The 12,856-nt window shown below is 57.2% G+C and carries 15 protein-coding genes; 13 read left to right on the top strand and 2 right to left on the bottom strand.

Annotation, left to right across the window (positions count from 1 at the left end):
* Positions 1-15: 15 nt before the first annotated feature.
* Positions 16-858: a mechanosensitive ion channel family protein gene (locus ACYZT6_RS20555; protein WP_462028402.1), complete on the top strand. Its 843-nt coding sequence runs from the start codon at positions 16-18 to the stop codon at positions 856-858.
* 240 nt (positions 859-1,098) lie between these two features.
* Here the strand turns inward: ACYZT6_RS20555 and ACYZT6_RS20550 are convergent, their stop codons facing one another.
* Positions 1,099-2,424 carry an OprD family porin gene (locus tag ACYZT6_RS20550; RefSeq protein ID WP_462028401.1) on the bottom strand — a complete coding sequence of 442 codons (1,326 nt, stop codon included), beginning with the start codon at positions 2,422-2,424 and terminating at the stop codon, positions 1,099-1,101.
* A gap of 875 nt (positions 2,425-3,299) precedes the next feature.
* On the opposite strand from ACYZT6_RS20550, the gene ACYZT6_RS20545 reads away from it, so the two are divergent.
* Together ACYZT6_RS20545 and ACYZT6_RS20540 are read left to right on the top strand one after the other, a co-directional pair.
* A complete protein-coding gene (locus ACYZT6_RS20545; protein WP_462028400.1) occupies positions 3,300-3,725 on the top strand; it encodes an HIT domain-containing protein in 426 nt (141 codons plus the stop codon).
* 3 nt (positions 3,726-3,728) lie between these two features.
* Complete coding sequence (locus ACYZT6_RS20540) at positions 3,729-3,935, top strand: SlyX family protein (protein WP_462028399.1); 207 nt, start codon at positions 3,729-3,731, stop codon at positions 3,933-3,935.
* 61 nt (positions 3,936-3,996) lie between these two features.
* On the opposite strand, the gene ACYZT6_RS20535 is transcribed toward ACYZT6_RS20540, so the two are convergent.
* Positions 3,997-4,599 (bottom strand): cold-shock protein, encoded by a 603-nt coding sequence (locus ACYZT6_RS20535; protein WP_074879478.1) that lies wholly within the window; start codon positions 4,597-4,599, stop codon positions 3,997-3,999.
* A 307-nt stretch (positions 4,600-4,906) separates the two neighbouring features.
* Between ACYZT6_RS20535 and ACYZT6_RS20530 the strand changes: the two genes are divergently transcribed.
* The 10 genes from ACYZT6_RS20530 to tolQ all read left to right on the top strand — a co-directional run bounded on the left by ACYZT6_RS20530 (position 4,907) and on the right by tolQ (position 12,833).
* Positions 4,907-5,377, top strand: coding sequence for a Dps family protein (locus ACYZT6_RS20530; RefSeq protein ID WP_461955390.1), 471 nt, complete (start codon positions 4,907-4,909; stop codon positions 5,375-5,377).
* 263 nt (positions 5,378-5,640) lie between these two features.
* Entirely contained in the window at positions 5,641-5,979 is a 339-nt protein-coding gene (locus ACYZT6_RS20525) for a ribbon-helix-helix domain-containing protein (protein WP_131062266.1), read from the top strand.
* A gap of 136 nt (positions 5,980-6,115) precedes the next feature.
* Positions 6,116-6,337: an FmdB family zinc ribbon protein gene (locus ACYZT6_RS20520; RefSeq protein ID WP_010457489.1), complete on the top strand. Its 222-nt coding sequence runs from the start codon at positions 6,116-6,118 to the stop codon at positions 6,335-6,337.
* Positions 6,338-6,433: 96 nt separating this feature from the next.
* Positions 6,434-8,209 carry an aspartate--tRNA ligase gene (aspS, locus tag ACYZT6_RS20515; protein WP_461955388.1) on the top strand — a complete coding sequence of 592 codons (1,776 nt, stop codon included), beginning with the start codon at positions 6,434-6,436 and terminating at the stop codon, positions 8,207-8,209.
* Between the two features lie 120 nt (positions 8,210-8,329).
* Positions 8,330-9,076 carry a YebC/PmpR family DNA-binding transcriptional regulator gene (locus ACYZT6_RS20510; RefSeq protein ID WP_462028398.1) on the top strand — a complete coding sequence of 249 codons (747 nt, stop codon included), beginning with the start codon at positions 8,330-8,332 and terminating at the stop codon, positions 9,074-9,076.
* A gap of 160 nt (positions 9,077-9,236) precedes the next feature.
* Complete coding sequence (gene ruvC / locus ACYZT6_RS20505) at positions 9,237-9,761, top strand: crossover junction endodeoxyribonuclease RuvC (protein WP_008147379.1); 525 nt, start codon at positions 9,237-9,239, stop codon at positions 9,759-9,761.
* A gap of 115 nt (positions 9,762-9,876) precedes the next feature.
* Positions 9,877-10,491: a Holliday junction branch migration protein RuvA gene (ruvA, locus tag ACYZT6_RS20500; RefSeq protein WP_462021506.1), complete on the top strand. Its 615-nt coding sequence runs from the start codon at positions 9,877-9,879 to the stop codon at positions 10,489-10,491.
* Complete coding sequence (ruvB, locus tag ACYZT6_RS20495) at positions 10,492-11,553, top strand: Holliday junction branch migration DNA helicase RuvB (protein WP_008147374.1); 1,062 nt, start codon at positions 10,492-10,494, stop codon at positions 11,551-11,553. It abuts the gene before it with no gap.
* Positions 11,554-11,680: 127 nt separating this feature from the next.
* The gene (gene ybgC / locus ACYZT6_RS20490; RefSeq protein ID WP_222588172.1) at positions 11,681-12,148 is read left to right on the top strand and encodes a tol-pal system-associated acyl-CoA thioesterase; all 468 of its coding nucleotides are present in this window, start codon (positions 11,681-11,683) and stop codon (positions 12,146-12,148) included.
* Positions 12,138-12,833 (top strand): protein TolQ, encoded by a 696-nt coding sequence (gene tolQ / locus ACYZT6_RS20485; RefSeq protein ID WP_008147369.1) that lies wholly within the window; start codon positions 12,138-12,140, stop codon positions 12,831-12,833. Before ybgC ends, tolQ begins: the two co-directional genes overlap by 11 nt.
* The last annotated feature ends 23 nt before the right edge of the window (positions 12,834-12,856 follow it).

Below are 12,856 nucleotides of genomic sequence, written 5' to 3'. Positions count from 1 at the left end.
ATCAGGAGAAAGTAGATGGATTTGAATACTGAAGTAGACAATCTGGTCAAGGCATCCCAAGCCTGGATCCCGATGATCATGGAATACGGCAGTCGTGTGCTGCTGGCGGTGATCACGCTGGGCATCGGCTGGTGGCTGATCAACAAGGTCACGCAAAAGCTCGGCGGTTTGCTGGCCTTGCGTAGCGCCGACTTGGCGCTGCAAAGCTTTATCAGCAACGTGGCCAACATCATTCTCAAGGTGTTGCTGATTATCAGCGTCGCTTCGATGATCGGTATTGAAACCACCTCGTTCGTTGCTGCCATCGCTGCGGCGAGCTTCGCCATAGGTATGGCGTTGCAGGGCAGCCTGGCAAACTTCGCCGGCGGTGTGCTGATTCTGCTGTTCCGCCCGTTCCGCATCGGTGACTGGATCGAAGCGCAAGGTGTGGCCGGTACGGTTGACGCCATTCAGATTTTCCACACCGTGCTGCGCACCGGGGACAACAAAACCATCATTGTCCCGAACGGCAGCCTGTCGAACGGCATCATTACCAACACCAACCGTCAGCCAACCCGCAAAGTAGTGTTTGATGTGGGTGTGGACTACGAAGCGGACTTGCAGAAGGCCCGGGAAGTATTGCTGGAGCTGGCCAAGGACGAACGTATTCTGACTGAGCCGGCTCCGCAGGCAGTCATTTCTACGCTGGGCGACAGTTCGATCACTGTTTCGCTGCGTGTCTGGGTAAAAACAGCAGATTACTGGGACGTGATGTTCATGTTTAACGAACAATCCCGGGATCGTTTGAAAACTGCCGGTATTGATATTCCCTTTCCACAGCGGGTTATTCGCGTGGTTCAGGAAGCGGCAGCGCAGTAAAAACGTTTTTACTTGGCTGGTCGGTCAAGTTAAATGCACAAACCCAAGCGTCGATAAAACGCTTGGGTTTTTTTATGGCTGCCGCTGAGGGAAGTTAGCTAGCTAATGTTATTGATGTGAACGTTGTTAGCCTGCTTACGAATTCTGTATTGTGCAGGCATAAAAAAACCGCTCACCTGATCAGGTGAGCGGTTTTTGATTAGAGCAAAGCTCTACAGTACTTCCGGTCTTACACCCTGATTAGAGGATGTTCAGCGGGTACTCGATGATCAGACGGGTGTCGTAGTTGTCACGCGAGTAGTTCTGGTAGGCGCCGTTTGCACGGTAGTTGGCGAAACGAGCACGGAAAGACAGGTCTTTGGCCGGGCCTTCCTGCACAACGTACTTGGACTCGATGTTCCACTCGTTTTCCTTGCCTTCACCCAAACCGTTGTCGGTTTTGATGTTGTTACCCATTACGTAACGGGTCATGAAGCTCAGACCAGGTACGCCGTAGGTCGCCATGTTCAGGTCGTAGCGAGCTTGGTAGGATTTCTCCTCGCGGCCCACGAAGTCGGAGATCTGAATGGAGTTGGAAACGAAGATGGTGCCGTTGCCGTCAACGCCATAGTAGTAAGCGTTGTCACCGCTGGATTGCTGGTAACCGAGGGTGAACTTGTGGGCGCCGAGGCTGTACGCAGCTGCCAGGGACCACAGGTTGTTGTCCACACCCAGGTGGCCGTCGCCGAGGGCGTCTACCAGGTCACCGCGTGTGTCGCCTTTAGTTTTGTAACCGTTAAGGTCAAAGTTCAGGGACTGATTGTCAGCGATTGGCAGGGTGTAGTTCAGGTTGACGTAGTACTTTTTGAAGTACTCTTCAGCATCCGACGCAGCCAGGGCACCGGTGAAGTTGTCGGTGAAGGCGTAGCTGGCACCGAAGATGTTGATGTTTTTGCTCAGGCCTTTGGCGTGGTTGCCATCTTCATCTGGCAGACCGGCGATGCTGTCACGACCCATGCCGGTTTGGGCGCTCAGGGCGTTGAAGCGACCGGCGCTCAGTTCCAGGCCTTTGATCTCTTTGGAGGTCAGCAGGGTACCGGTGGCAACCTCTGGCAGCAGACGGCTGTCATCGGTAGCGAATACTGGGCTGGCAACAAATTGCTGGCCGTATTTCAGGACAGTGTCGGAAAGACGCAGTTTGACCGCACCGCCAACTTTGCCCTGAGATTTTTCAGGGTTGTTATCGCTATCGACTGCGAACAGGCCGTTACCACGACGACCCGAACCGCCGTCCAGTTTTACCGAGCCCATCGCCATAGCGTCGAGACCGAAACCAACAGTACCTTGAGTGAAGCCCGACTCGTAAGTGAGCAACTGGCTCAGACCGGAGTCCTGACGATAGCCTGAGTCTGCGTTGTTGCGTGCACCGTTTTTGTAATCGCGGTTCATGTACTCAAAGCGGGTTTTGAGTTTCAGGCTTTGGTCGCCGAAGAAACCCTTGGATTCTTCCTGGGAAGAGGCCATTGCGAACTGCGAGGTGCCTGCTGCAACAGCAACTGCGATCATGCTCCACTTCATCACGCGCATCGTGATTTGCTCCTTTGGTTTTTAGAAGAGTACTGCCGTCCCACCTGATTTATTATCTGGGCGGCTCTTTCTTTTTGTGTCGGCGCAAACTTATATCACGCCGAACATGTTGGCGATACTTGCGTATCTAACCTTGCAGCTTCTTTACGACCCTGTCGCAAACAGCTGGGTAGATGTCGCAAATTTAAAGCCTCGACGCAATAGGACTGGCAACTTTAATGTTGTTTTCCAAGGCTTGTGCATCGGTAAAAAGAGTCCCTGGTGAAACGTTTGAATCTCCATTGGGCAACCCTGCCACTGTTTTTATTTGCCTTGGAGCTTCCACTTCCAGCGGAGGCTTCCAGGGCGATGTGGGTGTGAATGCAACAAGCGTGCACAAACCAGAATTCTGCTGCTGTTTTTTTCTGGAAACCTGCCTGTCGCTGTAAAAACCTCATAAAACCGGGCCTTCGAGCGCGTTCTTCGTACGCTTGACGCCGTGCATTGCATGGTGTTGTAACCGTGAAATCGATCGCATGACAACCAAAAATGTTACCGGTTCACCCCTTCGGTGAGTAATTCACGGATGCTGCCGCACTCAGCGTAGACGCACTGTGCGGTTTTGGTGCAAAAAATCTTAATCACTGTGCAGAAATCACACAGTGCGCTGATGGCTACGGCTGAAACTATTCATTGGATATCAGTCATTTCGCCTTTTCGGGTGCGATCTTCGGTTCCGTGTTGGTGCGTCTCGATCAAAAATGGCTCATCTCGGGGCGTCCGTTCAGCGTGATGCCAGCGGTGAACACGGGTATGCTGCCGTCCTGTCGCTTGGCGCGCAGCCCTTCTGGATGGGCGCTAAGCTGAAAAATGATGACCAGGCGGGAGTGCGCAGAGTGTTCGCTTTAGATCCACGACTTCAACAAGACACGCTACCGATCGGGGATTTCCCGCTGTGCCGGCTGCTGTTATCCAATGATTCGAACTACCCCTGGTTCATCCTGGTGCCACGCCACAACGCTATCAGCGAGATATTTCAGTTGGGTGTCGCAGATCAACAGCAGCTGTGGCAGGAAACGACCGCGCTGGCGCAGTTGCTCAAGGATTCGTTCGAAGCCGACAAGATGAATGTCGCGGCGCTGGGTAATGTCGTCAGTCAGTTGCACATGCATGTCATTGTGCGCAAACGCGAGGACGCCGCCTGGCCAGCCCCGGTCTGGGGTAAACACCCGGCCGTGCCTTACAGCGCAGAGCAGGTCGCGACCATTCGCGAGCGGCTACGTCTGGTATTGACCGAAGACTTCACGTTTCTGGAGGGTTGAATCATGAGCCTGGAAGATCGCGTTACCGATCTGGAGAGCCAACTTGCGTTTCAGGATGACACCATCCAGTCATTGAGCGATGTGCTGGCGACGCAGCAGCGCGCCGTTGAGCGCCTGCAGCTGCAAATGGCCGCATTGCTCAAGCGCCAGGAAGAAATGGCCGGCCAGTTCGAAACCTTCGAAGAAGACGCGCCACCGCCGCACTATTGAAACTGCAGGCAATAAAAAACCGCGAACAGCTTAGCTGCTCGCGGTTTTTTTTAGCCTTGAATCAGCGACGCGGCAATGCGGCGATCACGTCTTCGGCTTGCAGCCCTTTGTCACGATTCATGACAGAGAACTCCACGCGCTGGCCTTCGACCAGAACACGGTGACCTTCGCCACGAATGGCCCGGAAATGCACGAAAATATCATCGCCGGAATCACGGGAAATAAAGCCGAAGCCCTTGGAGGTGTTGAACCACTTGACGGTGCCGGTATCGCGGTTGCTCATGTCGTAGCTTGGCGAGGCGGCGGCCGGTGAAGATTTGTAGAAGCTGATGGCCAGGTGCAGAAGAACGGCGATCAGGGCAGCTACCAGGCTGAACAGAACGGCAGGTTGACCGGCAATGACAGGCATTGGCGCGAGCAACGTCAGGGTTTGCAGGACGACGGCCAGGACCAGCAGGGCGCTGACCAGGTTTTGCAGTTGATGACGTGGGCCTTTGTTCCAGTAAGGGATAACGGGAGCAAGGGTGAGGTTGAGCAGGCCGAAAAAGGCCAGGTACAGCGCATCGGGTTGTTGCAGGTAAGGTACTGCTTCGGATCGCAGGCTAGGGATGAAGGACAGCAGCAGCGCTGCTGCGCCCATTAGCAGGTGGACGATTTTCAACATTTTGATTAACTCACGTTAAGACGGATCACAAGGAAGAGCTGATGGAGCACGGTTCGCTTCAGAACAATAAGAGGCGTTGGACACGTACCCGGTACCAGCCTATGCGCAGCCCCCGGAAAATAGGCGGTCGCGACACACTGCCTATTTAACAGCAAAGCCTGCAGCTACTCAAATCAGGCAGTCCGGCGGTGCTTCGCGGGGCGATTTGTCGCAGGCCATTGTGCAATCCCGGGCTGCGAGGGGGTGGCAGGCTTGCTAGAGTGGTCCTGCACCTGTTGGATGAACTCATCACCTTTAGGGGATAAACATGGCAATCGATATCGGTATCAGTGAAGAAGACCGCAAGTCCATCGTCGACGGGCTTTCGCGTCTGCTGTCGGACACTTATGTGCTGTATTTGAAAACCCATAACTTCCATTGGAATGTCACCGGTCCCATGTTTCGGACCCTGCACCTGATGTTCGAGGAGCAATACAACGAGTTGGCCCTGGCCGTCGATTCGATTGCCGAGCGCATTCGCGCCCTCGGGTTTCCTGCGCCAGGCGCCTATTCGATTTATGCGCGGCTGTCTTCTATTAAGGAAGAAGCCGGCGTGCCCAGCGCTGAAGACATGATCAAGCAGCTTGTCGAGGGGCAGGAAGCGGTGACACGTACGGCGCGCGGGATCTTTCCGCTGCTGGAAAAAGTCAGCGACGAGCCGACGGCTGACCTGCTGACCCAGCGCATGCAAGTCCACGAAAAAACCGCATGGATGCTGCGGTCACTGCTGGATCAGTAATATCGTCAGTACGCGAATGATGCCCATCGGGCGTTGTTCGCGGTCTTTGACTTCCTCAAATCGCTTTTGCGCTCGTTAAATCTCGTCTGGTTGCGTAGGAAAATGGCCGGCCTAGGACGCTCTCCATGATCGCCCTTCAGCTGTTGGCTTATCCTACGTCGATGGTCATAAAGTCATCTGGATATACCTTTGCGCCTGCGCTTTTATAAGGCCTCCGAGAGTGCTCTTACAGAAGCCAAGGATGACAAAGGAGTGTCAGCGATATGGATTATGGAGACAGGCGAAGCGAGGGGAGGGTCGGTCCGGTCAAGGACATAAGGATTGATCCGTTTGTCAGCGAATTTGATATGGGGCTGGCCCAGCCGTTGTCCCGGTCGGTGCGATTGAATGGCTTCGCCACCTGCTTGCGGCTTGAGCAGGTGTACTGGGATATTCTGGGCGATATGGCCAAGGTCAATTGCTGTACGGTCAGTGCGCTGCTGTCCCATGTGGACCGCGAAGTGCACTTGCGTCATGGCGGGGTCAAGAACTTCACCGGGCTGGTGCGGGTTGTCTGCGTCGTGCACAGCCTGAAAGAAGGTGGCTGTGCCGTAATGCCCTAGTCACGACGGTGGATCGGGCAGAGTGTCGGTCTGTGCAGTCTTACGGCTGCACAGGCTGCATTTAATGGATATAATCCCGCTCTTTGCCGCAAAACCCAGCGTGCGCGGTAGCAACCTGATCGCCGAGACAACCCCCATGCCGATGTACGACTATCAATGTGCTTCCTGTGGTCATCAGTTGGAAGCCATTCAAAAGATCAGCGCAGCACCGCTGGTCGACTGCCCTGCCTGCCAGGCGCCAGAGCTTAAAAAGATGCTGTCCATGCCGGGCTTCCGCCTGAGCGGCACCGGCTGGTACGAAACCGATTTCAAGACCGGTTCCAAGAAGAATCTGGCCGGCGGCGACAAAGCTGACTAAGGTCTGGAACCTGAGTTGAACGACTACGCGCGAGCTCTTGCAACACCTGCAAGGCCTCCAACCGAATTTCGAATTACGAGAAGTGAAACCACTACCATGATGCGCAGCCATTATTGCGGCCAACTGAACGAAGCCCTGGAAGGCCAGGAAATTACCCTTTGCGGATGGGTTCACCGTCGCCGTGACCACGGTGGGGTGATTTTCCTCGATATCCGTGATCGTGACGGTCTGGCCCAGGTGGTGTTCGACCCGGACCGCGCCGAGAGCTTCGCCGCCGCCGATCGTGTGCGCAGCGAATACGTCGTGAAGATCACCGGCAAGGTTCGCCTGCGTCCGGCCGGTGCCACCAACGCCAACATGGCGTCGGGCATGATCGAAGTCCTGGGCTACGAGCTGGAAGTGCTGAACGAATCGGAAACCCCTCCGTTCCCGTTGAACGAGTACTCCGACGTCGGCGAAGAAACCCGCCTGCGTTATCGCTTCCTTGATCTGCGTCGCCCGGAAATGGCCGAGAAGCTGCGTCTGCGTTCGCGCATGACCACCAGCATCCGCCGCTACCTGGACGAGAACGGCTTCCTCGACGTCGAGACGCCGATCCTGACCCGTGCTACGCCTGAAGGCGCACGTGATTATCTGGTCCCGAGCCGTACTCACGCCGGTTCGTTCTTCGCCTTGCCGCAATCGCCGCAGCTGTTCAAGCAACTGCTGATGGTGGCCGGCTTCGACCGTTACTACCAGATCGCCAAGTGCTTCCGCGACGAAGACCTGCGTGCCGACCGTCAGCCTGAATTCACCCAGATCGACATCGAAACCAGCTTCCTCGATGAAAAAGACATCATGGGCCTTACCGAAGGCATGATCCGCAACCTGTTCAAGGAAGTGCTGGATCTGGAATTCGGTGAGTTCCCGCACATGACCTTCGAAGAGGCCATGCGTCGTTACGGTTCCGACAAGCCAGACCTGCGTAACCCGCTGGAACTGGTGGACGTTGCCGACCAGCTGAAAGAAGTCGACTTCAAGGTCTTCAGCGGTCCTGCCAACGATCCGAAATGCCGTGTCGCCGCCCTGCGCGTACCAGGCGCGGCGAGCATGCCGCGCAAGCAGATCGACGACTACACCAAGTTCGTCGGCATCTACGGTGCCAAGGGCCTTGCGTACATCAAGGTCAACGAGCGCGCCAAAGGCGTTGAAGGCCTGCAGTCGCCGATCGTCAAGAACATCCCTGAAGCCAACCTCAACGTGATCCTCGATCGTGTTGGCGCGGTCGATGGCGACATCGTGTTCTTCGGCGCCGACAAAGCCAAGATCGTCAGCGAAGCGCTGGGTGCGCTGCGGATCAAGGTCGGCAACGACCTTGACTTGCTGACCTGCAAGTGGGCGCCAATGTGGGTCGTCGACTTCCCGATGTTCGAAGAGAACGACGACGGCAGCTTCAGCGCCTTGCACCACCCGTTCACCGCGCCGAAGTGCACCCCGGAAGAACTGGAAGCCAACCCGGCGACCGCTCTGTCCCGTGCCTACGACATGGTCCTGAACGGCACCGAGCTGGGTGGCGGTTCGATCCGTATCCACCGCAAGGAAATGCAGCAGACGGTGTTCCGCCTGTTGGGTATCAATGAAGCGGAACAGGAAGAGAAATTCGGCTTCCTGCTCGACGCCCTGAAGTATGGCGCGCCGCCACACGGTGGCCTGGCCTTCGGTCTGGACCGTCTGGTCATGCTGATGACCGGCGCCCAGTCGATCCGTGAAGTGATCGCCTTCCCGAAAACCCAGAGTGCTGCCGACGTGATGACGCAAGCTCCGGGTGTTGTAGATGCCAAGGCATTGCGCGAATTGCACATTCGTTTGCGCGAAACGCCGAAGGCTGAGTAAGGCTGACCGCAAAGGCGCATCCTTTTTGGATGCGCCTTTTCTTTAGGTCGAGATTTTTTTGTTGCTGGCCGGCACTCCGTGTGTGGCGGGCAATGTTTCAAAGAGAATTCGGAGCGAGATATGGCGGGTCATTCCAAGTGGGCGAACATCAAGCACCGCAAAGAACGTCAGGATGCCAAGAAGGGCAAGATTTTCACCAAGTGGATTCGTGAACTGACCGTTGCTGCCCGTCAGGGCGGCGGTGATCCGGGTTCCAACCCGCGCCTGCGTCTGGCGCTGGACAAGGCCCTTGGCGCGAACATGAGTCGCGACATCATTGATCGCGCAGTCGCCCGCGGTGCCGGTGCTGCCGATACCGACGACATGGTCGAGCTGAGCTACGAAGGCTACGGCCCGGGCGGCGTGGCGGTGATGGTCGAGTGCATGACCGACAACCGTAACCGCACCGCGGCGGCTGTTCGCCATGCGTTCAGCAAGTGCGGCGGCAACCTCGGCACCGACGGTTCGGTGGCGTATCTGTTCGAACGCAAGGGACAGATTTCCTTCGCGCCGGGCATTGATGAAGACGCGCTGATGGAAGCGGCCATGGACGCCGATGCCGATGACGTGGTCACCCATGAAGACGGCTCGATTGACGTGTTCACCTCGTTCGCCGGCTTCTACTCCGTGCGTAACGCGCTGGAAGCAGCGGGTTTCAAAGGCGATGACGCGGAAATCGTGATGCTGCCGACCACCAGTGCCGAACTGGATCTGGAAGGCGCCGAGAAGGTTCTCAAGCTGATCGACATGCTCGAAGACCTGGATGACGTGCAGAACGTCTACTCCAACGCGGATATTCCAGAGTCGGTGGCCGCACAGCTCGGTTAAGGGCTCACGAAGATCTGTAGGAGCCGGCTTGCTGGCGATGAGGCCCTCAAGTCTTACGCTGCCTTAAGGCCGCCATCGCCAGCAAGCCGGCTCCTACAGGTCGGGTCGCTTTCGCGTAATGTGTCATCAGCAAGCCTCACCCTTTTAAGCTGCGGGCGTTATGACTTTAATTCTTGGTATCGACCCCGGTTCGCGCATCACCGGTTATGGCGTGGTACGTGATACCGGCCGTGGCTGTGTGTACGTGGCGTCGGGCTGCATTCGCACCGGGTCCGGCGAGTTGCATGAACGTCTGCAAATCGTCTATCGCGGTGTGCGTGAGGTCATCCAGACTTACGGCCCGGTGACCATGGGCATTGAAAAAGTCTTTATGGCGCGCAATGCCGACTCCGCCCTCAAGCTCGGTCAGGCCCGGGGCGCTGCGATTGTGGCGGGTGCCGAAGAAAGTCTGGAGATCGCCGAGTACACCGCGACCCAGGTCAAACAAGCGGTTACCGGCACTGGCGCAGCCAATAAAGAGCAAGTGCAGATGATGGTCATGCACATGCTGAAACTGACCAGCAAGCCGCAAATCGATGCCTCGGATGCCCTGGCCATTGCCATTTGTCATGCTCATACCCGTTCCAGCCTGTTGCCCCATGGCCTGGGAACGGCACGCAGTCGTGGCGGGCGCCTGCGTCTCTGATAGCATCAGCAGTCATTTTTAGGGAATGAGGGTTTTGCGCCTGTGTTGCCGGCGCAAAACCCTTGTTCTGTCAGTCGCCAGTCATTGATCTGGCCAACGCTCAAGGATCTGAAACGTGATTGGACGCTTGCGCGGCACACTGGCTGAGAAACAGCCGCCGCACCTGATTCTGGATGTAAACGGTCTGGGGTATGAGCTGGAAGTGCCCATGACCACGCTGTATCGCTTGCCGTCGGTCGGTGAACCGCTGACCTTGCACACCCATTTGGTCGTACGCGAAGACGCGCAGTTACTCTATGGCTTCTTCGGCAAGCGTGAGCGAGACTTTTTTCGCGAGTTGATCCGTCTCAATGGTGTAGGGCCGAAATTGGCCCTGGCGTTGATGTCGAGCCTGGAAGTGGATGAGCTGGTGCGTTGCGTGCAGTCCCAGGACACCTCGGCGCTGACCAAGGTGCCGGGCGTGGGCAAGAAGACGGCCGAGCGTTTGCTGGTGGAACTCAAGGATCGCTTCAAGGCTTGGGAAACGGTGCCGGCGATGTTCGCCCTGGTGCCGAACCAGCCGGGTGGGCCAGATACGGCGCCGGTCGCCACCGCCGAAAATGATGCGGTCAGCGCGCTGATTTCCCTGGGCTACAAGCCGCAGGAAGCCAGCAAGGCGATTTCCGCGATCAAGGAGAAAGGTTTGAGCAGTGAAGACATGATTCGTCGTGCCCTGAAGGGAATGATCTAAGTGATTGAAGCTGATCGTCTGATTGCCGCCACGCCCGGCCCTCGCGACCGCGAGGAAGTCCAGGACCGGGCGATTCGTCCTGTCAGCCTGGCGGAATACATTGGGCAGCCGACCGTTCGCGAGCAAATGGAGTTGTTCATCCAGGCGGCCCGCGGGCGTAACGAGTCCCTGGACCACACGCTGATCTTCGGCCCGCCGGGTCTGGGCAAGACCACCCTGGCCAACATCATTGCCCAGGAAATGGGCGTGTCGATCAAAAGCACCTCGGGCCCGGTGCTTGAGCGTCCGGGCGATCTGGCGGCGCTGTTGACCAATCTCGAGCCTCACGACGTGCTGTTCATCGACGAAATCCATCGGCTGTCACCGATCGTCGAGGAAGTGCTGTACCCGGCCATGGAAGATTTCCAGCTCGACATCATGATTGGTGAAGGGCCGGCCGCGCGTTCGATCAAGCTGGATCTGCCGCCGTTTACCCTGGTGGGTGCGACGACCCGCGCCGGCATGCTGACCAACCCATTGCGCGACCGGTTCGGCATCGTCCAGCGTCTGGAGTTCTACAACACCGCCGACCTGGCAACGATTGTCAGCCGTTCGGCGAACATCCTCGGCTTGCCGCTGGACCCGGAAGGCGCCTTTGAGATCGCCCGGCGTGCCCGTGGCACCCCGCGGATCGCCAACCGCTTGCTGCGCCGGGTTCGGGATTTCGCCGAAGTTCGTGCCAAGGGCCACATCACCAAACCGATCGCCGACCTGGCCTTGAACCTGCTGGATGTCGACGAACGTGGCTTCGATCATCAGGATCGGCGTCTGCTGTTGACCATGATCGAAAAGTTCGACGGTGGGCCGGTCGGCGTGGACAGTCTGGCGGCGGCGATCAGCGAAGAGCGCCACACCATTGAAGACGTGCTGGAGCCGTACCTGATTCAGCAGGGCTACATCATGCGTACGCCGCGGGGGCGGGTTGTTACCCGGCACGCGTATTTGCATTTCGGTTTAAACATTCCGTCACGATTGGGCGAGATGCCCGTGGTAGACGAGTTCCTTGATGCCGTAGACGATTAATCACCTTTGCGCGCTGATTTATTCGGAGTTTGTGCGGTCTGAGGACCGTACTTTCACCAGAAAGCCGCGAATCAATGAAAAACAGTTGCCTGGCCGGATTGGCAACCTGAGGAGTAAGCACTAGAGTATGCGCGCGCAAAACGGGCTTGAGCCGTTCGCACTTCGTTGTCGCGTTTATTACGAGGACACCGATGCGGGCGGCATCGTGTATTACGTCAATTACCTCAAGTTTATGGAACGGGCTCGAACCGAGCGGCTCCGGGATCTGGGTTTTGCCCAGTCGGCGCTGGCAGGTGAGGACCTGTTGTTTGTCGTGCATTCCAGCGAAGCGCGTTACCACGCGCCGGCGCGACTGGACGACGAGCTTCTGGTAAGCGCTGAAGTAATCGAATTGAACCGTGTCAGCCTGCGCTTCAAACAGCAGGTCAGGCGAGCCACGGATAATGTGCTGCTCTGCGAAGGGCAGTTTCTGGTGGCCTGTGTGCGCACTGAAAGTTTAAAACCCCGGGCCATTCCCGAAGCTCTACGAGCGGCCTTCGCCGACGTGAGCGGCGCGGGTACACACTCAAAGCAGGAGATAAAGCGTGGAAGCTAACGTCGTCGACCATTCCTCCATGTGGAGCCTGGTCAGCAATGCCAGTATCGTGGTGCAACTGGTAATGCTGATCCTGGTAGCCGCATCGGTGACCTCATGGATCATGATCTTTCAGCGCAGCAACCTGCTGCGTGCCGGTCGACGTGCCCTGGAGAGCTTTGAAGAGCGCTTCTGGTCCGGCATCGACCTGTCCAAACTCTACCGTCAGGCCGGCAGCAACCCTGATCCGGATTCGGGCGTCGAGCAGATCTTCCGTGCCGGTTTCAAGGAATTCTCCCGTCTGCGTCAGCAGCCAGGCGTTGACCCGGAAGCGGTCATGGAAGGCGTGGCCCGTGCCATGCGCGTCGCCATTTCCCGCGAAGAAGAAAAGCTCGAACAGAGCCTGCCGTTCCTCGCCACCGTCGGTTCCGTCAGCCCGTACATCGGTCTGTTCGGTACCGTCTGGGGGATCATGAACTCCTTCCGTGGCCTGGCCACTGCCCAGCAAGCGACCCTGGCCACTGTGGCTCCGGGTATCGCCGAAGCACTGATCGCCACCGCGATCGGCCTGTTCGCGGCCATCCCGGCCGTTATCGCTTACAACCGTTTTGCTGCTCGCAGTGAAACCCTGCTGGGCCGTTACTACACCTTCGCCGATGAATTCCAGGCGATCCTGCACCGCAAAGTGCACACCAGCGAAGAATAAGCAGGTAATTTCCAATGGCTTTA

The sequence above is a fragment of the Pseudomonas sp. RT6P73 genome, assembly GCF_054897715.1.
This window is presented reverse-complemented; position numbering and strand designations above follow the sequence as displayed.

What these genes read in the sequence shown, in the direction of transcription:
- ACYZT6_RS20540 (WP_462028399.1), top strand. Translation starts at nt 3,729, where the DNA reads ATGAGCCTGGAAGATCGCGTTACCGATCTGGAGAGCCAACTTGCGTTT.
- ACYZT6_RS20550 (WP_462028401.1), bottom strand. Translation starts at nt 2,424, where the DNA reads ATGCGCGTGATGAAGTGGAGCATGATCGCAGTTGCTGTTGCAGCAGGC.
- ACYZT6_RS20555 (WP_462028402.1), top strand. Translation starts at nt 16, where the DNA reads ATGGATTTGAATACTGAAGTAGACAATCTGGTCAAGGCATCCCAAGCC.
- ACYZT6_RS20535 (WP_074879478.1), bottom strand. Translation starts at nt 4,599, where the DNA reads ATGTTGAAAATCGTCCACCTGCTAATGGGCGCAGCAGCGCTGCTGCTG.
- aspS (WP_461955388.1), top strand. Translation starts at nt 6,434, where the DNA reads ATGATGCGCAGCCATTATTGCGGCCAACTGAACGAAGCCCTGGAAGGC.
- ACYZT6_RS20530 (WP_461955390.1), top strand. Translation starts at nt 4,907, where the DNA reads ATGGCAATCGATATCGGTATCAGTGAAGAAGACCGCAAGTCCATCGTC.
- ACYZT6_RS20520 (WP_010457489.1), top strand. Translation starts at nt 6,116, where the DNA reads ATGCCGATGTACGACTATCAATGTGCTTCCTGTGGTCATCAGTTGGAA.
- ruvC (WP_008147379.1), top strand. Translation starts at nt 9,237, where the DNA reads ATGACTTTAATTCTTGGTATCGACCCCGGTTCGCGCATCACCGGTTAT.
- ybgC (WP_222588172.1), top strand. Translation starts at nt 11,681, where the DNA reads ATGCGCGCGCAAAACGGGCTTGAGCCGTTCGCACTTCGTTGTCGCGTT.
- ACYZT6_RS20510 (WP_462028398.1), top strand. Translation starts at nt 8,330, where the DNA reads ATGGCGGGTCATTCCAAGTGGGCGAACATCAAGCACCGCAAAGAACGT.
- ACYZT6_RS20525 (WP_131062266.1), top strand. Translation starts at nt 5,641, where the DNA reads ATGGATTATGGAGACAGGCGAAGCGAGGGGAGGGTCGGTCCGGTCAAG.